We start from the raw sequence: 18,745 nt of genomic DNA, 5'->3' as shown, positions 1-18,745 counted from the left end.
TGCGTCCCTGCCATACGGGCTTGACCCGCGCCCTAGCGGGCCTGTCTCCGGTTTGCCAGTACCTCGTTGATCGGCGTGGTGACGTCCCACCGCTCGCGACGATCCGCCTTGCGTTCCGAAGGGAAGGTCACGATCACCCGCGCGTCGCCGAAACCCATCGCGGCCAGCGGTGCGCTCATCAGCTTCGCCGTCGCATCGCGCCCATATTCGCGCGCCTGCGCCATGCGTTCGGGCGACCGCGCCGATGCTTCGGCCCGCGCCTGCGCATGGGCGGACGCCTTGCGGCTCAATGCCTCGCCCGCCTCGCGCGTCACGAACATGCCGCTGGTGCGCACCAATGTCCGGCGCGCTTCATCCACATTCGCCTTGTCCGGCTTCACGTCGGGCGCATTGACGATCAGCGTCCGCCCCCTCTCATCCCATTCCAGATCGCGCGCCGTAAGCTTCGACAGATCGATGAAATAATCGACCGAATAGGGCATCTTCACCACCTGATCGGACTTCAGCCAGCCAAAGCCGCGCACATCCTGCGCCGTGCTCTGGACGACACCATTCAGCCGAGACACGCGCAGGTCGCTGGTGCCGGCGATCTTCTCGGCGATGATCTTCGTCACCGCCGACCCGTCATCCTCCACGGTGACGACATAGTCGCGATTATAGCGCTGCCAGCCGACCAGCATCGCCGCGCCCATGAACAGGATCAGCAAAGCCGCCCCGATCGGCCCGGCATAGCGCCTCAACACATCTGCCATCGCCCGTCCCCGGTCGGTGCAGCCAGCCCCCGGCCGTCCAGGTCGATCAGATGCGCCAGCACCGATCGCCCCGCCGCGCCATGCAGGCGCGGATCGACGCCCTTGTACATCTCCGCCACCATATCCGGGATGGCGCTGTCGCCATGGCGTTCGAGGAAGCGCAAAATCTGCCCTTCGCGCTGCTTGCGATGCCCCATCATCCCGCGCACCAGCCGCTGCGGATTCTCGATCGGCTCGCCATGGGCGGGATAATAGACGCTATCGTCGCGCCCCAGCAGCAACTGCATGGAGCGCATATAGGCGGTCATGTCGCCATCGGGCGGGGAAATCACGCTGGTCGACCAGCCCATCACATGATCACCGCTGAACAGCGCCTTCTCCTCCAGCAACGCAAAGCACAGATGGTTGGACGTATGGCCCGGCGTCGCGACCGCCTCCAGCGTCCAGCCCGGCCCGTCGATCCGCTCGCCATCGCCCAGCACCCGATCAGGCCGGTATGCCGCATCGAACGCGGCATCGGCACGCGGCCCGTCATCGTCCAGCGTCAGCGGCGCGCAACCGATCACCGGCGCGCCCGTCAGGTCGCTCAGTGGCCGCGCGGCGGGGCTATGGTCGCGATGGGTATGGGTGCACAATATCGCCACCACCGGCCGCCCGGCGATCGCGGCGATCAGCGCGGCCAGATGATCGGCATCGTCCGGGCCGGGATCGATCACCGCCACGGCCTGCGCGCCGACGATATAGGTCTGCGTCCCGGTAAAGGTGAAAGGCGACGGATTGGGCGCCAGCACGCGATGAACCAGAGGGCTGAGCGCCATCAATAGGCCGGTCGGCAGGTCGGCCGGATCGAAGGGAGGTGCCATGCCCACCCATGTGCCCATTTGTGTGCGGATTTCAAGGGTGACGGGCAAAACGCGAGCAGAAGCGCTGTGCGCTAGAACGGGCACTACCGGACTCAAGGCAAGTCAGCTATTTTAATGAAATGGTTCAGCGCGACTATTCTGGAATGACCGTGAACGAGCGACTGTTCGTTGCCGGGCTGCTTCAGGATTTTGAGGATGCTGTTCAACAGGGGGACAGGGCAGCCGCCTCAAAGATACTCAAGGCTGTTGGTGTTGAGTGGCCCGACGAAATTGCGCGTCAGAGGTTAGAATTTCAGGAAATAGAGCGCCCTAAGCGGCTGTTCTGGCTGCTTCTGTTACTGGCGGGGACGCTGGTCGGCGTCTGGCTTTACCATTTGAACAACGGCACGGTCTTACCCTGCCAAGACGGACATTGCCCGGACGCTGGCACGCCGGAATATCTTGCCGGCGTGAAAGACAGAAACAGAGAAGCACCGATGGTGGGGTTCGTTGCGGGCGCAGCGGTTTTTGTCATTGGGGCTGCGATCCGGACTGTGATGGGCTGGATACGACGTCGATCAACTTAGAATGGAGGGTATACTCACCCCGCTATATGCCATCACCCTGTCCTACCTGCGCCCGCTTTGCTACGCTTCCCCCATGCCAACGCCGCGCCCCTCCTCGTCACGACCTTTCTCGCAACATAATTTCCAACTCCTGTTCCAAAATGTCAAAACCAGCGGGAAATGTGCGAAGTTAAGCACGGCTGTTCCAACATGACCCCCGCCCTCCCCGAACGCTGGCGCCAGCATCTCGCCCTCGACCGGCGCCGCTCCATCCACACCGTGCGCGCCTATATCGCCACGGCCGAACGGCTGATCGCCTTCCTGACCGACCATCGCGGCGGGACCGTCACCGCAGAGACGCTCGCCAGCCTCGGCCAGGCCGACCTGCGCGCCTTCCTGTCCAGCCGCCGCGCCGACGGCATCGGCAACCTGTCCGCCGCGCGCGAACTGTCCGCCGTGCGCGGTTTCCTGACATTCGTCGGTGGTGACGATGCCCGCGTGCCGCACCTGAAAGGCCCACGGGTCAAGCGCGGCCTGCCCCGCCCCGTCTCCCCCGACGAAGCGATCGCACTGGCGCAGGATATCGCCGAAACCGCCCGCGACGGATGGATCGGCGCGCGCGACTGGGCGGTGCTGCTGCTGCTCTATGGCGCGGGCCTGCGCATCGGGGAAGCGCTGGGGCTGAACGGCGATGTCCTGCCGCTGGCCGACACGCTGCGCGTCACCGGCAAGCGGAACAAGACCCGTATCGTCCCGCTGCTGCCACAGGTGCGCGACGCGATCGCCGCCTACCTCGACCTCTGCCCCTATCCGCCCGTTCGCGACGAACCATTGTTCCGGGGTGCGCGCGGCGGGCCATTGTCGCCCGCCCTCATCCGCCGCGCAGTGCAGGGCGCGCGTGGGCGACTCGGCCTGTCGGACCGGACCACGCCCCACGCCCTGCGCCACAGTTTCGCGACCCATCTGCTCGGACGCGGCGCGGACTTGCGCTCGTTGCAGGAACTGCTGGGCCATGCCAGCCTGTCCTCGACCCAAATCTACACCCAGGTCGATGCCGCCCATCTGCTCGACATCTACCGCAACGCCCATCCCCGCGCCTGACTTACCCCTTGGGCCGCCAGGTCACGAGCCGCCACAGATAGATCAGCACCGCGCCGACGACGCAGACCGTCGCCGCCGGCCCCACATAATGGTCGATATGCCGGAAATTCTGCCCCAGCACATAGCCGGCATAGGCCAGGATCACATTCCAGATCAGCGCCCCGCCCATCGTCCAGAGCAGAAAGCGGACATGCCCCATGCGGAACAGGCCGGCCGGCAGCGATATCATCGTACGGAACGCCGGCATGAAGCGGAACACGAACACGACGATCTGCCCATATTTGCCGAACAAGCGGTCCAGCGCCTCGACATCGCGCCACTCCAGCGTCGCCCAGCGGCCATAGCGATCGACCAGCGGCTTCAACCGGGAAAAGCCCAGTACATGCCCGACCAGATACCAGAAATAATTGCCGATGGTGGTGCCGATCGTGCCCGCCAGCAACAGCCACTCCATCGCCATCCGCCCCTGCCCGACGCGAATACCGCCAATGCCCATGATGAGTTCCGACGGGATCGGCGGAAAGACATTTTCCAGGATCATCAAAAGGAAGATGCCCCAATAACCGCCCGCATCGATCAGGCGCAGAACCCAGTCGGTCATGAAATTTTACTCAACTCGGTTCTTGGCATGAGGCGTTCCGTCAACAGCAACGATGCGTCAACGCGCCAACCTCTCCTCCGTTCGCCCTGTGCCTGTCGGAGGGTCATTCTTTTTTCAAAAAAAAGCAGGGTTTCGACAGGTTCAGTCCGAACGGATCTCTGATGGTGCCCTTACCCCGCCGCCCGAATCGCCAACCGGGCGTCGATCGCGTCCCAGATCAGGCCGCCGGTGTCCGTGCCGTCGAACGCATCGATCGACACGATTCCGGTGGGCGATGTCACGTTAATCTCCGTCAGCCACTCGCCGCCGATCACGTCGATTCCCACGAACAGCAATCCCCGCGCCTTGAGTTCCGGGCCAAGCGCAGCGCAAATCTCGCGCTCCTTCTCCGTCAGCACGGTCTTGGCCGCCGATCCGCCCACGGCCAGGTTCGACCGGATCTCGCCCTTGCCCGGAATGCGGTTGACCGCGCCCGCAACCTCACCGTCGATCAGCACGATCCGCTTGTCGCCTTCCGCCACGCCGGGGATGAAGGCCTGCACCATGAAGGGTTCGACCCATGACGCGTTGAACAACTCCACCAGCGACGACAGGTTCGCGCCATTGCTGCCGACATGGAACACCGCCACGCCGCCATTGCCATAGAGCGGCTTCACCACGATCTCGCCATGTTCGGCCAGGAACGTCTTCACCTGGGCAAGGTCGCGGGTGATCATCGTCGGCGGCATGAAGCGTGCATAGTCCAGCACGAACAGCTTTTCGGGCGCATTGCGCACGCTCGCGGGATCGTTCACCACCAGTGTCTCGTCCTGCACCCGCTCCAGCAAATGGGTGGCGGTGATGTAGCTGAGGTCGAAGGGAGGGTCCTGCCGCATCCACACGACATCGACGTCGCGGCCAAGGTCCAGCAGTTCAGGCTCGCCGAACGCGAAATGATCGCCCTGCACCTTCTGCACCTTCACCGGCCGCGCCTGCGCCAGCACCCGTCCATCCCGAAATGTCAGGTCCGGCGCCAGATAATGGTAAAGCCGATGCCCCCGCGCCTGCGCCGCCAGCATGATGTGAAAGGTCGAATCGCCGCCGATCTTGATGCCCTCCATCGGATCCATCTGCATGGCGACGGTCAGGGGGTTGAGTTCGGTCATGCCTGCGGCTTCCTTCCATATCCGTTCGTGCTGAGCAGGGACTGAGCGAAGCCGAAGTCCCGTATCGAAGCATCGCCCGGCACCCATCCTTCGATACGCCACCTCGACTTCGCTCGGCGGCTACTCAGGACGAACGGGGAGGCGAAACGCCTATCCCCCATGCCAGACATTGGCCAGATGGCGTGGCGCGCGTCCGGGCGCAAGGAGGATGACGTCGATTCGCATGTCGTCGCCCGGTTTCGCCAGATCATGCCACAATATTTCCGCCGCTTTGGCGACCCGCGCCAGCCTGCGCTCGTCGATGGCAAGGTCCAGTTCCGCCGCGCGACCAGATCGACCTCGCCCGCGGGCGTGCGCATCCGCCGTCCGATGATCTGCCAGCCCTTCAGGCGCAGCCACCAGGCGGCGATGCGTTCGGCCTGTCGCCCGCGCTTCTCCGCCGCCGCGCGTGTCACCCTTTCAATTCCGTCGCCCGGTCATACAGCGTCCGCCGGTCCAGCCCCAGCTTCTTGGCCACCTCGCCCGCCGCCTTAGACACCGACAACCGGGTCAGCGCCTCCAGCAGCGCCGCATCGGCATCCTCCGCGCTCGCCGGGGGGGCCTCGCCCGGCGGGCCTACGGTGACGACGATCTCGCCCTTGGGCGGCGCATCGGCATAGCGCGCCGACAATTCGCTCAACGTGCCGCAGGCGGTTTCCTCGAACGTCTTGCTGATTTCCCGGCTGACTGCCGCGTCCCGATCGCCCAGATGCGCCGCCATCGCCGACAGGCTTTCCGACAGGCGCGGCCCGCTTTCGTAGAATAGCAACGTCGCCCGCAACGCAGCCACCTCGTCCAGCACGTCGCCCCGCGCCTTCGCCTTGGACGGCAAAAATCCCATGAACAGGAAACGATCGGTCGGCAGCCCCGACAGTGTCAGCGCCGCGATCGCCGCGCTCGGCCCCGGCAGCGTCGTGATCCGCCGCCCTGCCGCCCGCGCGTCGCGCACCAGCTTATACCCCGGATCGGAAATCAGCGGCGTTCCCGCGTCCGACAGCAACGCGACCGATTCGCCCGCCATCCGCTCCACCAGCCGTTGCCGCACATTTTCGGCGCTATGATCGTGATAGGGGACCATTGGCCGGTCCGATCCGGCATGGCGTAGCAAGCGCGCGCTCACCCGTGTATCTTCCACGGCGACCACATCGGCCAGCCGAAGCACCTCCGCCCCGCGCGGCGTAAGGTCACCAAGGTTGCCGATCGGCCCAGCAACGATATAAAGCCCAGGCTCAAGCCCTGAAGGTTCAGTTTCCATAAGGACGCCAGATGACAGAGACGGATGCCCCCCGGCAAGCAAACATGTTCGCCGCCGCAAAAAGGGGCGCGCGGATCGCCTTCATGGGGGCGGCGCTGTTCCTGGCCGCCTGTCAGTCGATCGTGCCCAAGGGGCCGGGACCGGTCGCGCCCACCGGCCCTGTCCAGCCTACCGGTCCCGAAGTGGTGCAGGGCCTGCCGACCGACGCGACCCGCCACCGCGTCGCGTTGCTGGTGCCGATGACCGGCGCCAATGCGGGCGTGGGCCAATCGATCGCTAACGCCACCACGCTGGCGCTGATGGATACAAAGACCGACCGGGTCCGCATCACCACCTATGATACGGCGCTGGGTGCAGCCGCTGCGGTCAACAAGGCGCTGGCCGACGGCAACCGCCTGATCCTTGGCCCCCTGCTGGCGGAGGATGCCCGCATCATCGGGCCGATCGCGGCCCGCGCCAACGTGCCCGTCGTCAGCTTCTCCAACGACGCCAGCATCGCGGGCAGTGGCGTCTATGTGCTGGGCTACAATACCGCCCAGTCGATCGACCGTGTCGTCGATTTCGCCAAGGGCAAGGGCCTGACCCGCTTCGGCGCGCTGGTGCCGCGCGGCGTCTATGGCGAACGCGCCGGCAATGCGATGCTGCGCGCGGTCGAGCAGGCCGGCGGCACCGTCGTATCGATGCAGACCTTCGACCGCTCGCCCGCTTCCATCACCGCAGCGGTCAAGAAATTGCAGGCCTCCTCCAGCTACGACGCGCTGCTGATCGCCGACAGCGGCCGGGTCGCTTTGCAGGTCGCGCCGATCGTGCGCAAGAATGGCGGCGCCGCCGCGCGCCTGTTGGGCACGGAACTCTGGAACACCGACACCAGCCTCGCTGCCAGCCCGGTATTGCGCGGCGCGTGGTTCGCCAGCGTGTCCGACACGCTCTACCGCCAACTCGCCAACAAATACCGCGCCCGTTACGGCAGCGCGCCGTTCCGCCTCTCTTCGCTCGGTTATGATTCGGTGCTGCTGACCGTCCGCATCGCGCAGGACTGGAAGCCCGGCACACCCTTCCCGGCAGCGCGGCTGCGCGACACAGGCGGTTTTTCCGGCATCGACGGCGCCTTCCGCTTCAACCGCGCGGGCGTTGCCGAACGCGCGCTCGAAGTCGGCGAAGTGGGCGCCGGCGCCATCACCGTGATCGATCCCGCCCCGCGCGGCTTCGGCGAGTAAGCCTGCCCTCCCCCCGAACGAAAGCTTCGGGGGGAGGATTTAGCGAACCCGCCCCACCGGCAGGATCAGCGGCACATCCCCGTCCCGCTCGATCCGGGCGGTGACGCCATAGACGCGCGCCAGCATGTCGGGCGTCAGCACATCCATCGGCGCGCCATCGGCGACGAGCGCGCCGCCCTCCATCAGCAGCAGCCGGTCGCAATAGCGCGCCGCCATGCTGAGGTCATGCAGCACCGTGACCACCAACGCCCCGCCCCGCGCCTCAGCCCGCAGCAGGTCCATCACATCGATCTGATGCCCCGGATCGAGCGCGGCGAGCGGCTCGTCCGCGATCAGCGCCCGTGCGCCCACCGCCAGCGCCCGCGCCAGCAGCACACGCGCCCGTTCGCCCCCCGACAATTCGGTCGCGATCCGGCCTTTGAGGTGCAGCACATCCGTCCGCGCCATCGCCGCCTCGACCAGGGCCTCGTCCTCCGCAGACAGGCGCGACAGCGGCCCCAGATGCGGCAACCGCCCCAGCGCCACCAGCCGCTCGACACCCAATGGCCAGTGCAGCGCCTGCCCCTGCGGCAGATAAGCGACGGAACGCGCGACCGTCCGCCGGTCCAGCCCGGCAAGGTCGCGCCCGTCGATCCGCACCTGCCCCGCTTCGGGCTTCGCCAACCCCAATAGCGCCCGTATCAGCGTCGACTTGCCCGCCCCATTGGGACCGATCACCCCCACCAGCGCGCCCGGCGTCATTGTCACGCCGACATCCCGAACCGCCGCATGGCGCCCCAGCCGCACTGACAGCCCCTCCGCAACGATCGTCACCATAGCCGCCGTTCCCGCATCAGATGGACAAGGAAGACCGGGACGCCCAGCAAGGCCGTCACCACCCCCAGCTTCAGTTCGTTGGTGGTGGGGATCAACCGGACGCCGACATCCGCCAGCGTCAGCAGCGCCGCCCCGCCCAGCAGTGACGGCAGCAGTACCGCCGATGGCGACCGGTCGGTCAGCGGCCGCACCAGATGCGGCACGATCAGGCCCACAAAGCCGATCGCGCCCGACACCGCCACCGCGCCGCCCACGCCGATCGCCACGCCCAGCATCATCCGCACCCGCGCCGCGTTCAGGTTTACGCCCAGCGCCTGCGCGCCTTCCTCCCCCAAGGTCAGCGCGTCCAGCGTCCGTCCGTCCGCGACCAGCAAAGTCACGCCCACCGCCACACAGGGCAGCGCGATCCAGACATGACCATAGCTGCGATTCTCCAGGCTGCCCATCAGCCAGCTCATGATCTCCATCGCAGCGAAGGGATTGGGCGACAGGTTGAGGGCCAGGCTGGTCCCCGCCGTCGTCAGCGTTGCCATCGCGATCCCCGCCAGGATCAGCGTCAGCGGGCTTTCCGCCGATCCCGACAGCAGGAACAGGATCAGGATCGCAACCATCCCCGCCGCGATCGCCAGCGCCGGCAGTGCCAGCGGATGCAGTTCCACCAGACCGAAATAGAGCGCACAGACCGCACCCAGCGCCGCCGCGTTGGACGCGCCCAGCACGCCCGGTTCGGCCAGCGGATTGCGCAGATAGCCCTGCAACGCCGCGCCACCGACCCCCAGCATCGCGCCGACGATCAGGCCCAGCAACATGCGCGGCAGGCGCAGGTCCAGGATGATCGCCCGCGCCACTTGATCGCCGCCACCCGTCAGCACCGCACCGATCCGCGCCGGGCTGATCGGCACAGCGCCCAGCAATATGGACGCAAAGGCCGCGCCGACGACCAGCACTGACAGGCCGGGAATCAATAATGGATGATAACGGCGCGCGCTCATGGCTTGCCTCCTTGCCTGCGCTTGATAAGGCGATGCGAATGATCGGCAGGATGATGTTCGCGGCGCTCGGCGCCCTCGCGCTGACCGGGGCGGCGGCGCCAACGTCGCACCCGAAACGCATCGTCTCGCTCAACGTCTGCGCCGATCAATATCTGCTCGCTTTGGCCGATCCGGGGCAGATCGCCGCACTCAGCAGCAACGCGCGCGATCCGTCCCTGTCGGCAGCGGCGGACAGGGTGCGCGGCCTGCGCACGCTGCGCCGCCCGTCGGAGGAAGTGCTGGCGATCCAGCCCGACCTGATCCTGGGTTTCCCGATCGGCCCGAATAAAGTGGCGGGTGCCCCGCCGGGCAACTGGCGCACGCTCGGCCTCGCCAGCGCGGAAAGCTACGCCGCGATCCTCGACCAGATCAGGCAGGTCGCGCGCGCCACCGGCCATGTCGACCGGGGCGAAGCGCTGATCGCGGGCATGAACCGCGACCTTGCCGCCCTGCCCCGATCCAAACGCGCAGGCGTCGCGGCCTATTATCAACGACGCGGCTATATGACCGGCACCGGTACGCTGATCGACGATCTCATGCGCCGTGCCGGCCTCACCAATCTTGCCGCCCGACTGGGCAAGCCCGCGCTGGCGCAGGTATCGCTGGAGGAAATGGTCGCCGCCCGGCCCGACTGGCTGATCGTGGAAAGCGCGACAGACCGGGTGGTCGATCAGGGCACGGAGATGCTGCATCATCCCGCGCTGCGCACCATCCCACGGATCAGCCTGCCGCAAAGCTGGACCGTCTGCGGCGGTCCCGCCTATGTACAGGCGGCAAGGGCCATCACGACGCGCCTGCACGCGCCGCGCTGACCCCCGCTGGCGATCGTCAGAAGCGAACACGCACGCCGCCATAGGCAGCGCGACCATAGGTGCCATAACCATAGGCCGTCTGGTAATTCTCATCGGTCAGATTGTCGACGCGACCATAGACTTCCAGATGCTCGCCCACGGGGAAGGACGCCCGCACACCGGCCAGCGCATAGCCGTTCAGCCGGCGCGTATTCGCCGCATTGTCGAAACTGTCACCGACCATGGTGATGGTCGCGCCGGTCGACAGGCCGAAGGGCCAGGCATAGTCGGCCGACACGCTCACCGCATTGGCAGCGCGGCGGGCCAGGCGATTGCCGATATTGACCGATCCGGCCGACCGGTCGCGCGCATCGACATAGCTATAGCTGCCAGTCACGGTCAGCGCGTCCACCGGCTTCAACGCTATCGACGCTTCCACACCCTTGGCGCGGGTGCGGTCCAGATTGGCATAACGGAACGTGTCGTTGTCATAATTGATCTGGTTGCGGGTATCGCGGCGGAAGGCCGTGACCGACAGCACCGCCCGGCCACCGTCCAGCCGCTGGTCGAAACCGACATCATAGCTTTTGGACCGTTCAGGACGCAGCGCCGCATTGCCGCTCCAGCTATCGTAGAGCTGATAGAGTGACGGCGCCTTGAAGCCTTCACCATAGCTCAGGCGTATATTGGTCGCGCCGCCATTGGGTGAATAATTAGCATTGGCGCCAACGGTGGTTGCGCCCCCGAACTGGCTGTGATCGTCATGGCGCAACCCGCCGGTGACGGCCAGACCGGTGAACGGCTTCACGATCGCCAGTGCATAGACGCTGTCGATATTGATCTTCGCACTCGTCGTGCCGAAGGCGTCGAAATAATCATAGTCCGGCCGTTCATGCTCATAGCCGAAGACCAGCTTGGCCTGATCGACCGGCGCATAGACGCCCTCATATTCAAAGCGCAGGTTGGTGCCGCTATAGCCATAATCCACATCCGCGCCGCGCGCCGAATAATAGTCGCGATCGTTGCGCATCCAGGTGACGGCCGCGCGGTTGGTCAGCTTGCCGTCCAGCAGCGCCAGGTTCAGGCCGGCATAGCCGACATATTGGTCGGTGATGGCGACTTCGGGCGTATCGGCCAGCGCATAGGTCGGCGCCGGAAAACCATCCGTATCCAGATCGGCATGGATATAATAACCGCGCAGGTCGAGGCTGAGCGCGTCCGAGAAGGCCAGCTTCACCCGTGCATTGGCGGCGATATTCTCGGTGCCGTCCCGCTCCGTGCCATTGGCGGCCGACGAAATGCCGTCGGTGCGAAAATAGGCCGCGCCCACGCCGCCCGACGCGATGCCGGCGGTACCGGACACATCGGCTTTGGCGCTGAACGTATCGCTATAGCCATATTCGACCGAAGCATTGGCGCCGAAACCTTCGGCCGGCACGCCGGTCATGATGTTGACCACGCCGCCGATCGCCTGGCTGCCATGCACCACCGAGTTGGACCCGCGCAATATTTCGATCCGGCGGATGTTGCCGGTCAGCAGCGGCCCGAAATCATAACCGTCGCCGATGCCGCTGGGATCGTTGACCTTCACCCCGTCGATCAGCACCAAAGTCTGCGTCGTCTCCGCGCCGCGCAGCGATACGCCGGTCACGCCGCCGATGGTGCCGTTGCGGTTGAAGCGCACGCCGGGCGTCGTCGCCAGCAGGTCCACCACGTCGATCGCCTGCCGTGTCTCGATCGTCTCCGCGTCGATGATCGTGATCGCCTGCCCGACCTCGTCGCGCGACTGTTCGATGCCGGCGGCGGTCACGACGATCTCGTCATCCCTCTGCGCAAAAGCAGGATTGGCGGCCATCAAAGCTACCAGCGAAAGTCCATATTTCAACATCTATTGCCCCTCAAGCGTCGGTGCGACGATAGGCAGGGGCGTCCGCCTGACACAGCGGTCGGGTGTTGGAGGGATGACGCCATATCCCGTCCGCGGCCCGATGCGGCCCCGGCCGCATGGCGTCGCTCGACGGAAAAACCACCGTGCCCCGACCATCCCCTGGACCAAAGCAGAGCGACCATGCGCCGGCCGGTCTCCTGGCTCGCGGGTCGCAGCACGATGCACACCTTCCCGGATCGCTCCAGTGGTCGCCCTTTTGGGGCCAGTGCATCGCGCTATCCGCTTACAGTTGCAGGGACAGCCGTGGATTGGGGCGCTTATCACGCCCGCACCACATTCCCGATTAACCCGTTTCCGGGCACCGGCGCGATCATGTTGCAGGAAAGCAAGTCCCTCCCACGCCGCGCGCCTTAAGGGAAAGCGGTGGCTCTGCCAAGCGGGCCTCCGTTTAGATCGGGTGGCTGTGGCCTCGCAGCAACAGCGCGTCGGATCGCGCCAGCACGACCAGCGGCAATCCCGCCGCCTCGGCCCGCGCCGCCGCCAGCCGGGTCGGTGCGGAGATGGTGACGAGCAGCGGGCAATCGGAAAGCACCGCCTTCTCCACCAGTTCATAGGAGCAGCGCGATGACAGCAGCCCAAAGCCGCCGTCCCAGTCTGCGCCAGCCCGCGCCATCGCGCCGATCAGCTTGTCGAACGCATTATGCCGCCCGACATCCTCCCGCGCCAGCCGAATCGCGCCGTCCGCCCCTACCCAGGCCGCCGCATGGGCCGCTCCGGTCGCGGCGTTCAACGGCTGGTGATCGCGCAAGCCATCCAGTGCGCGAAAAATCGCAGCCCGATCCGCCCGCGTCTCGCCGGTCACGTGCGGCAACGGCCGGATCGCCTGCTCCAGATTCTCGATCCCGCATATCCCGCAGGATGACTCCGATACGCGATGCCGCACCCGCTCCAGCAAGGCGTCGGTCCGATCCTGCGGCAAAGTGGCGCGGGCTACGATCCCCTGCGACGTGCGATGCGTATCGACCTCGAACGTCCCATCCCACGGCCCGATCAACCGCTCGGCAAGCGCGAAGCCCAGCACCAGATCGCCAATATCGGCAGGCGTCGCCATCAGCACGGCATAACCGATGCCGTTAAATTCGATCGCGACCGGCACTTCCTCCGCCAGCGCGCGATCGATCCCCTTTGTCCCGCCATCCGGGGTCAGGCGATCGAATGTCAGGGGGCTGGCGGCGGTATCTTCCATGATGATGGCCTAGAGCATCGTGCGGAAAAGTGGGAACCGGTTTTTCGCTTAAAACGATGCGAAAACAAAAACCTGGAGCGCGCGACCTGCATCGGATTTAACGCAGCGCGCTCTAGCGCCGCACGGCGTGCCGCTCAACCGGCGTCGCAATGGCCTGTCTCGTCCACGGCGTTGAACTGCGTCGCATCGACATCCGGCGCCGGCTTGCCCTGCGCCATCCGCGCGACGGCGGCAGCCACACTCGGCGAAAGCCGATCGGGCTGGTTCAGCGCGATGGCGACAATCTGCGCCTTCATCCGGGGATCCCAGAAGCGGGTCAGATGCTCGGCCAGCGCCGCCACGGCCTTTTCCTCCCCCATCGTCGCCAGGTTGCGGGCAATCTGGTGCGCCATGTAGACCAATCGGTCCCGCGTGGACATGACGGAAGTATCGTCGCTCATGCCCGTCCTCCTATTCCGCCGCTTCCAACGGCGCAATCCGGCGACTGTTGCGGGCCTGCTCCGCATAACCCTGCTGCCAGTCGCTCGGCCCATTGCTGGCCATCACCTGCACCGCCGTCACCTTATATTCCGGGCAGTTGGTGGCCCAGTCCGAATAGTCGGTGGTGATGACATTCGCCTGCGTCTCAGGATGGTGGAAGGTCGTATAGACCACGCCCGGCGCCACTCGTTCGGTCACAAGCGCCCGCAGCGTCGTCTCCCCCGCCCGACTGCGCAGCGTCACCCAGTCGCCGTCGTTCAGCCCCCGGTTCTCGGCATCGCTGGGGTGCATTTCCAGCCGGTCCTCCGGGTGCCAGGCGGTATTGGCGGTCCGTCGCGTCTGCGCGCCGACATTATAGTGCGACAATATCCGCCCGGTCGTCAGCAGCAGCGGGAAACGCGGCCCGGTCTTCTCGTCGGTCGGGACATAGTCGGTCACGACGAACTTGCCCTTCCCCCGCACGAACCCGTCTATATGCATGGTCGGCGTGCCGTCCGGCGCGGCGTCATTGGCCGGCCATTGCAGCGACCCTTCCGCCTCCAACCGGTCATAATGCACGCCGGCGAAGGTAGGGGTCAGCGCGGCAATCTCGTCCATGATCTGCGCGGGATGGTCATAGGTCCAGCCCAAACCCATGGCGTTCGCCACCAACTGCACGATTTCCCAATCGGCATGGCCATTCAGCGGCGCCATAACTTTGCGCACCCGCTGGATGCGACGTTCGGCATTGGTGAAGGTGCCGTCCTTCTCCAGGAAGGTCGATCCGGGCAGAAAGACATGGGCGTAATTGGCGGTTTCGTTCAGGAACAGATCCTGCACCACCACGCACTCCATCGCCGCCAGCCCCGCTGCGACATGGTGGGTATTGGGGTCGGACTGGAGAATATCCTCGCCCTGCACGAACAACCCCTTGAACGTCCCGTCGGTCGCTGCGTCCAGCATGTTGGGGATACGCAGCCCCGGTTCGGCATCCAGCGCCACGCCCCAAGCCGCCTCGAACAACTGGCGCGTGGCATCGTCCGACACATGGCGATAGCCGCTGAACTCATGCGGGAAGCTGCCCATGTCGCACGCCCCCTGCACATTATTCTGCCCCCGCAGCGGGTTCACGCCCACGCCCTCGCGCCCGACATTACCCGTCGCCATGGCGAGGTTGGCGATCGCCATGACGGTCGATGAGCCTTGCGAATGCTCGGTCACGCCCAGCCCATAATAGATCGCGCCATTGCCGCCGGTGGCATAGAGCCGCGCGGCCGCGCGCACCTCGTCCGCCTTCACCCCGGTCAGCGGCTCGATCGCTTCGGGCGAGCGGGCGGGTTGCGATACGAACTCGGCCCAGTCGGCAAACTCGTCCCAATCGCACCGTTCGCGGATGAACGCCTCGTCATAGAGCTTCTCGGTGACGATCACATGCGCCATCGCCGTCAGCATCGCGACATTGGTGCCGGGCCGCAGCGGCAGATGATGCTCCGCCTCGACATGGGGTGACTTGACCAGATCGGTCCGGCGCGGGTCCATCACGATCAGCTTCGCCCCCTGCCGCAAGCGCCGCTTCATGCGGGATGCGAACACCGGATGCCCATCAGTCGGATTGGCGCCGATCACCAGGATGACATCGGCCTGCATCACGCTGTCGAAATCCTGCGTCCCCGCCGATGTGCCGAACGTCTGGCTCAATCCATAGCCGGTCGGCGAGTGGCACACCCGCGCGCAGGTATCGACATTATTATTGCCGAACCCCTGCCGGATCAGCTTCTGCACCAGAAACGTCTCTTCATTGGTGCAGCGGCTGGATGTGATGCCACCGATCGACCGCGTCCCATATTTCGCCTGAATCCGCCGGAACTCGCTGGCTGTATGCGCGATCGCCTCGTCCCACGACACCTCCCGCCACGGCTGGTCCACCGATGCGCGGATCATGGGGTTCAATATGCGGTCCTGATGCTGGGCATAGCCCCATGCGAACCGCCCCTTGACGCAGCTATGCCCGCGATTGGCCTTGCCGTCCTTCCACGGCACCATGCGCACCAGTTCCTCGCCCCGCATTTCCGCACGGAAGGTGCAGCCCACCCCGCAATAGGCGCAGGTGGTGACGACGGCGCGATCCGGCGTCCCGACCTCGACGACTTTCTTTTCGATCAGCGACGCGGTCGGACAAGCCTGCACGCAGGCACCGCAGGACACGCATTCGGACCCCAGAAATCCCTCGCCCTGCGACGCGGAGACTTTGGAATCGAAGCCCATCCCCTCGATCGTCAGCGCGAACGTCCCCTGCACTTCGTCGCAGGCGCGCACGCAGCGGGAGCAGACAATGCATTTGCTGGGGTCGAAATCGAAATAGGGGTTCGACTGGTCCTTCGCCTGCCCCATATTGGTCGCGCCGTCATAGCCATAGCGCACATCGCGCAGCCCCACCGCGCCCGCCTGATCCTGCAATTCGCAGTCGCCATTCGCGCCGCAGGTCAGGCAATCGAGCGGATGATCGGAGATATAGAGTTCCATCACCCCGCGCCGCAGCTTTTTCAGCCGCTCGGTCTGCGTCCGCACCACCATGCCGTCCGCGATCGGCGTGGTGCAGGATGCGGGATAACCGTTGCGCCCCTCGACCTCGACCAGGCACAGGCGGCAGGAGCCGAAACTCTCCACGCTGTCGGTGGCGCAGAGTTTCGGTATGGAACCACCCGACAATGACGCCGCGCGCATGATGCTGGTGCCTTCGGGCAAGGTCACGCTCTGCCCATCAATGGTCAGCGTGACGCTCTTGCCCGTCGCGATCGCTGCCGGCGTGCCATGGTCGGTTTCGCGGGAAAAGCTCATTCCGCCGCCTCCTTGATGGGCGCAGGCGCGCCAAAATCCTCTGGAAAATAATCGAGCGCGCTCAGCACCGGATAGGGCGTGAAGCCCCCCAGCGCGCAGAGCGAGCCATATTTCATCGTATCGGCCAGATCGCGCAGCAACCCGGTCTGCGCCGCGATCGACACGTCGATCCGATCCGGCGAACGGGAATAGAGCGCTCTATTCAGATACCCCTCCCCCGTTCCCACTGAGCCTGTCGAAGCCTTCCCCTTATCCGCCAAGGAGGAAAGCCCTTCGACAGGCTCAGGGCGAACGGAGACAGAAGCATCCCGCGCCCCGATAATCCGGTCCATGATCTCCACCCCGCGTGTCGATCCGATCCGGCAGGGCGTACATTTGCCGCAGCTTTCCGCCGCGCAGAACTCCATCGCGAATCGCGCCATATGCGCCATGTCGACACTCTCATCGAACACGGTGATGCCCGCATGGCCGATGAGGCCACCCGCCGCCGCAAAGGCTTCATAATCGAACGGCAAATGGAACATGCTGGGCGGAAAATAAGCGCCCAGCGGCCCGCCCACCTGCACCGCGCGCACCGGCCGACCGCTCGCCGTGCCGCCACCAATCTCGTTCACCAGCTCGCCCAGCGTGATCCCGAAACCAATCTCGTACAACCCGCCATGCCGCACATTGCCCGCCAGTTGCACCGGCATGGTCCCGCGCGACCGGCCAAAGCCGACCGCCGCATAAGCCTCCGCCCCCTCGACCATGATGAACGGCACAGCGGCCAGGCTCAGCACATTGTTGATGACGGTCGGCTGGCCGAACAGCCCCTGCAATGCCGGCAGCGGCGGCTTGGCGCGCACCTGCCCGCGCTTGCCCTCGATCGAATCGAGGAGCGCCGTTTCCTCGCCGCAGACATAGGCGCCCGCACCTTCGCGCACCTCCAGCACGAATGGCGCGACCAGATGCGCCGACGCCTGAATCGCCGCCCGCATGGTCGCGATGCAATAGGGATATTCGGACCGGATATAGATATGGCCATGGCCCGCGCCGACCGCATGGGCAGCGATCGCCATCCCCTCGATCAGGCAATAGGGGTCGCCCTCCATCAGCATCCGGTCGGCGAAGGTGCCGCTGTCACCCTCGTCGGCGTTGCAGACGATGAACTTGGCCCCGGCGGGCGCATCCAAAACCGTCTGCCACTTGATCCCGGTGGGGAAACCCGCCCCGCCCCGCCCGCGCAGGCCAGACGCCTTGACTGCATCGACCACCTGTTGCGGGGTCATCACCCGCGCTGTCCCCAACCCCTGCCAGCCGCCATGCGCCGCATAATCGTCCAGGCTCAGCGGGTCGATCACGCCGCACCGCCCAAAGGTGAACCGCTGTTGCCCCGCAAAGAAAAGCAGATGCTCGATCCGGCCCAGCCGGTTCGCATGGCTGCCATCCAGCACCGCCGCCACATCACCCGGCCCGACCGGCCCGAACGCGATCCGCCCTTCCTTCGTCTCCACCTCGACCAAAGGCTCGATGCTGAACAGCCCCCGCGATCCGGTGCGCACCACGTCGCACCCTGCTTCGGCAAAGGCACGCGCCACATCGTTGGCGCCCAGCGCCACCGACGCCATGTCGCGGCTGACAAAGACCTTCATGCCGCCACCTCCAGCGCGATCCGCTCCAGCGCGGCGGCGTCGATCCGCGCCACCGGCCGGCCGTCGATCAGCGCATTGGGGCCGATCGCGCACAGGCCCAGGCAATAGACCGGCTCCAGCGCGACCTGCCCGTCGGCCCGCGTCTCGCCCATCGCCACGCCCAGCAGCTTGGCCGCCGCCGTCTCGATCGCGGCCCCGCCCCGCGCCTGGCAGCTTTCCGCCCGGCACAGCTTCACCACATGGCGGCCCGGCGGCGTGCGCCTGAAATCATGGTAGAAGGTGATGACGCCATGGACATCGGCGCGGCTGATATTCAGCGCCTTTGCGATGGCGGGCACCCACGCATCGTCGATATAGCCTGCCTCTTCCTGTATCGCATGCAGCAGCGGCAACAGCCGATCGCGCGTCGCGCCATGGCGCACGGCCCAGGCGCCGATAAACTCTTCCATATCTACCCTGCCTTTTGGCTCATTTTGCGCATGATCCTGCGCCTGAGCCTTCAGCGGGTCAAATCGAAGTCCGATATC

At 65.7% G+C, this 18,745-nt stretch carries 17 protein-coding genes, 1 pseudogene and 1 riboswitch; of the genes and pseudogenes, 4 read left to right on the top strand and 14 right to left on the bottom strand.

Going from position 1 to position 18,745, the window contains the following annotated elements:
* Window positions 1-32: 32 nt before the first annotated feature.
* The gene (locus ASE85_RS10115; protein ID WP_056687416.1) at window positions 33-752 is read right to left on the bottom strand and encodes a DUF4230 domain-containing protein; all 720 of its coding nucleotides are present in this window, start codon (window positions 750-752) and stop codon (window positions 33-35) included.
* Window positions 737-1,615: an MBL fold metallo-hydrolase gene (locus ASE85_RS10110; RefSeq protein WP_056688639.1), complete on the bottom strand. Its 879-nt coding sequence runs from the start codon at window positions 1,613-1,615 to the stop codon at window positions 737-739. The genes ASE85_RS10115 and ASE85_RS10110 overlap by 16 nt, the downstream gene beginning before the upstream one ends.
* 149 nt (window positions 1,616-1,764) lie before the next feature.
* On the opposite strand from ASE85_RS10110, the gene ASE85_RS10105 reads away from it, so the two are divergent.
* Together ASE85_RS10105 and ASE85_RS10100 are read left to right on the top strand one after the other, a co-directional pair.
* On the top strand, window positions 1,765-2,181 hold the full coding sequence (locus ASE85_RS10105; protein ID WP_162237438.1) for a hypothetical protein: 417 nt from the start codon (window positions 1,765-1,767) through the stop codon (window positions 2,179-2,181).
* A gap of 189 nt (window positions 2,182-2,370) precedes the next feature.
* Complete coding sequence (locus ASE85_RS10100) at window positions 2,371-3,261, top strand: tyrosine recombinase XerC (protein WP_056687413.1); 891 nt, start codon at window positions 2,371-2,373, stop codon at window positions 3,259-3,261.
* 1 nt (window position 3,262) lies between these two features.
* Here the strand turns inward: ASE85_RS10100 and ASE85_RS10095 are convergent, their stop codons facing one another.
* The 4 genes and pseudogenes from ASE85_RS10095 to rsmI all read right to left on the bottom strand — a co-directional run bounded on the left by ASE85_RS10095 (window position 3,263) and on the right by rsmI (window position 6,301).
* Window positions 3,263-3,862: a DedA family protein gene (locus ASE85_RS10095; protein WP_056687411.1), complete on the bottom strand. Its 600-nt coding sequence runs from the start codon at window positions 3,860-3,862 to the stop codon at window positions 3,263-3,265.
* A gap of 170 nt (window positions 3,863-4,032) precedes the next feature.
* Window positions 4,033-5,007 carry a glutathione synthase gene (gshB, locus tag ASE85_RS10090; protein ID WP_056687409.1) on the bottom strand — a complete coding sequence of 325 codons (975 nt, stop codon included), beginning with the start codon at window positions 5,005-5,007 and terminating at the stop codon, window positions 4,033-4,035.
* A gap of 150 nt (window positions 5,008-5,157) precedes the next feature.
* Window positions 5,158-5,462: pseudogene (locus ASE85_RS10085) on the bottom strand (YraN family protein).
* The gene (gene rsmI / locus ASE85_RS10080) at window positions 5,459-6,301 is read right to left on the bottom strand and encodes a 16S rRNA (cytidine(1402)-2'-O)-methyltransferase (RefSeq protein ID WP_056687407.1); all 843 of its coding nucleotides are present in this window, start codon (window positions 6,299-6,301) and stop codon (window positions 5,459-5,461) included. Before rsmI ends, ASE85_RS10085 begins: the two are co-directional and overlap by 4 nt.
* A gap of 11 nt (window positions 6,302-6,312) precedes the next feature.
* Between rsmI and ASE85_RS10075 the strand changes: the two genes are divergently transcribed.
* Window positions 6,313-7,518, top strand: coding sequence for a penicillin-binding protein activator (locus ASE85_RS10075; protein WP_056687405.1), 1,206 nt, complete (start codon window positions 6,313-6,315; stop codon window positions 7,516-7,518).
* Window positions 7,519-7,557: 39 nt separating this feature from the next.
* On the opposite strand, the gene ASE85_RS10070 is transcribed toward ASE85_RS10075, so the two are convergent.
* Together ASE85_RS10070 and ASE85_RS10065 are read right to left on the bottom strand one after the other, a co-directional pair.
* A complete protein-coding gene (locus ASE85_RS10070) occupies window positions 7,558-8,334 on the bottom strand; it encodes an ABC transporter ATP-binding protein (protein ID WP_056687403.1) in 777 nt (258 codons plus the stop codon).
* On the bottom strand, window positions 8,328-9,326 hold the full coding sequence (locus tag ASE85_RS10065) for a FecCD family ABC transporter permease (protein ID WP_056687401.1): 999 nt from the start codon (window positions 9,324-9,326) through the stop codon (window positions 8,328-8,330). Before ASE85_RS10065 ends, ASE85_RS10070 begins: the two co-directional genes overlap by 7 nt.
* A gap of 38 nt (window positions 9,327-9,364) precedes the next feature.
* Here ASE85_RS10065 and ASE85_RS10060 point away from each other — a divergent pair, with 38 nt between their 5' ends.
* Window positions 9,365-10,177 (top strand): ABC transporter substrate-binding protein, encoded by an 813-nt coding sequence (locus tag ASE85_RS10060; RefSeq protein WP_056687399.1) that lies wholly within the window; start codon window positions 9,365-9,367, stop codon window positions 10,175-10,177.
* Between the two features lie 16 nt (window positions 10,178-10,193).
* On the opposite strand, the gene ASE85_RS10055 is transcribed toward ASE85_RS10060, so the two are convergent.
* The 6 genes from ASE85_RS10055 to ASE85_RS10030 all read right to left on the bottom strand — a co-directional run bounded on the left by ASE85_RS10055 (window position 10,194) and on the right by ASE85_RS10030 (window position 18,667).
* On the bottom strand, window positions 10,194-12,044 hold the full coding sequence (locus ASE85_RS10055) for a TonB-dependent receptor plug domain-containing protein (RefSeq protein ID WP_056687397.1): 1,851 nt from the start codon (window positions 12,042-12,044) through the stop codon (window positions 10,194-10,196).
* A gap of 170 nt (window positions 12,045-12,214) precedes the next feature.
* Window positions 12,215-12,425: riboswitch (cobalamin riboswitch) on the bottom strand.
* Window positions 12,426-12,492: 67 nt separating this feature from the next.
* Window positions 12,493-13,290 (bottom strand): formate dehydrogenase accessory sulfurtransferase FdhD, encoded by a 798-nt coding sequence (gene fdhD, locus ASE85_RS10050; protein ID WP_056687395.1) that lies wholly within the window; start codon window positions 13,288-13,290, stop codon window positions 12,493-12,495.
* A 134-nt stretch (window positions 13,291-13,424) separates the two neighbouring features.
* Window positions 13,425-13,730, bottom strand: a complete 306-nt coding sequence (locus tag ASE85_RS10045) for a formate dehydrogenase subunit delta (RefSeq protein WP_082462748.1) — start codon at window positions 13,728-13,730, stop codon at window positions 13,425-13,427.
* Window positions 13,731-13,740: 10 nt separating this feature from the next.
* Entirely contained in the window at window positions 13,741-16,587 is a 2,847-nt protein-coding gene (gene fdhF, locus ASE85_RS10040; protein ID WP_056687393.1) for a formate dehydrogenase subunit alpha, read from the bottom strand.
* Window positions 16,584-18,218: an NADH-ubiquinone oxidoreductase-F iron-sulfur binding region domain-containing protein gene (locus tag ASE85_RS10035; protein WP_056687391.1), complete on the bottom strand. Its 1,635-nt coding sequence runs from the start codon at window positions 18,216-18,218 to the stop codon at window positions 16,584-16,586. The genes fdhF and ASE85_RS10035 overlap by 4 nt, the downstream gene beginning before the upstream one ends.
* Window positions 18,215-18,667, bottom strand: coding sequence for an NAD(P)H-dependent oxidoreductase subunit E (locus tag ASE85_RS10030; protein WP_056687389.1), 453 nt, complete (start codon window positions 18,665-18,667; stop codon window positions 18,215-18,217). Before ASE85_RS10030 ends, ASE85_RS10035 begins: the two co-directional genes overlap by 4 nt.
* Window positions 18,668-18,745: the final 78 nt, after the last annotated feature.

Source organism: Sphingobium sp. Leaf26, assembly GCF_001421665.1.
GTDB lineage: Bacteria > Pseudomonadota > Alphaproteobacteria > Sphingomonadales > Sphingomonadaceae > Sphingobium.
This window is presented reverse-complemented; position numbering and strand designations above follow the sequence as displayed.

What these genes read in the sequence shown, in the direction of transcription:
- ASE85_RS10115 (WP_056687416.1), bottom strand. Translation starts at nt 752, where the DNA reads ATGGCAGATGTGTTGAGGCGCTATGCCGGGCCGATCGGGGCGGCTTTG.
- ASE85_RS10110 (WP_056688639.1), bottom strand. Translation starts at nt 1,615, where the DNA reads ATGGCACCTCCCTTCGATCCGGCCGACCTGCCGACCGGCCTATTGATG.
- ASE85_RS10100 (WP_056687413.1), top strand. Translation starts at nt 2,371, where the DNA reads ATGACCCCCGCCCTCCCCGAACGCTGGCGCCAGCATCTCGCCCTCGAC.
- ASE85_RS10095 (WP_056687411.1), bottom strand. Translation starts at nt 3,862, where the DNA reads ATGACCGACTGGGTTCTGCGCCTGATCGATGCGGGCGGTTATTGGGGC.
- gshB (WP_056687409.1), bottom strand. Translation starts at nt 5,007, where the DNA reads ATGACCGAACTCAACCCCCTGACCGTCGCCATGCAGATGGATCCGATG.
- rsmI (WP_056687407.1), bottom strand. Translation starts at nt 6,301, where the DNA reads ATGGAAACTGAACCTTCAGGGCTTGAGCCTGGGCTTTATATCGTTGCT.
- ASE85_RS10075 (WP_056687405.1), top strand. Translation starts at nt 6,313, where the DNA reads ATGACAGAGACGGATGCCCCCCGGCAAGCAAACATGTTCGCCGCCGCA.
- ASE85_RS10070 (WP_056687403.1), bottom strand. Translation starts at nt 8,334, where the DNA reads ATGGTGACGATCGTTGCGGAGGGGCTGTCAGTGCGGCTGGGGCGCCAT.
- ASE85_RS10065 (WP_056687401.1), bottom strand. Translation starts at nt 9,326, where the DNA reads ATGAGCGCGCGCCGTTATCATCCATTATTGATTCCCGGCCTGTCAGTG.
- ASE85_RS10060 (WP_056687399.1), top strand. Translation starts at nt 9,365, where the DNA reads ATGATCGGCAGGATGATGTTCGCGGCGCTCGGCGCCCTCGCGCTGACC.
- ASE85_RS10055 (WP_056687397.1), bottom strand. Translation starts at nt 12,044, where the DNA reads ATGTTGAAATATGGACTTTCGCTGGTAGCTTTGATGGCCGCCAATCCT.
- fdhD (WP_056687395.1), bottom strand. Translation starts at nt 13,290, where the DNA reads ATGGAAGATACCGCCGCCAGCCCCCTGACATTCGATCGCCTGACCCCG.
- ASE85_RS10045 (WP_082462748.1), bottom strand. Translation starts at nt 13,730, where the DNA reads ATGAGCGACGATACTTCCGTCATGTCCACGCGGGACCGATTGGTCTAC.
- fdhF (WP_056687393.1), bottom strand. Translation starts at nt 16,587, where the DNA reads ATGAGCTTTTCCCGCGAAACCGACCATGGCACGCCGGCAGCGATCGCG.
- ASE85_RS10035 (WP_056687391.1), bottom strand. Translation starts at nt 18,218, where the DNA reads ATGAAGGTCTTTGTCAGCCGCGACATGGCGTCGGTGGCGCTGGGCGCC.
- ASE85_RS10030 (WP_056687389.1), bottom strand. Translation starts at nt 18,667, where the DNA reads ATGGAAGAGTTTATCGGCGCCTGGGCCGTGCGCCATGGCGCGACGCGC.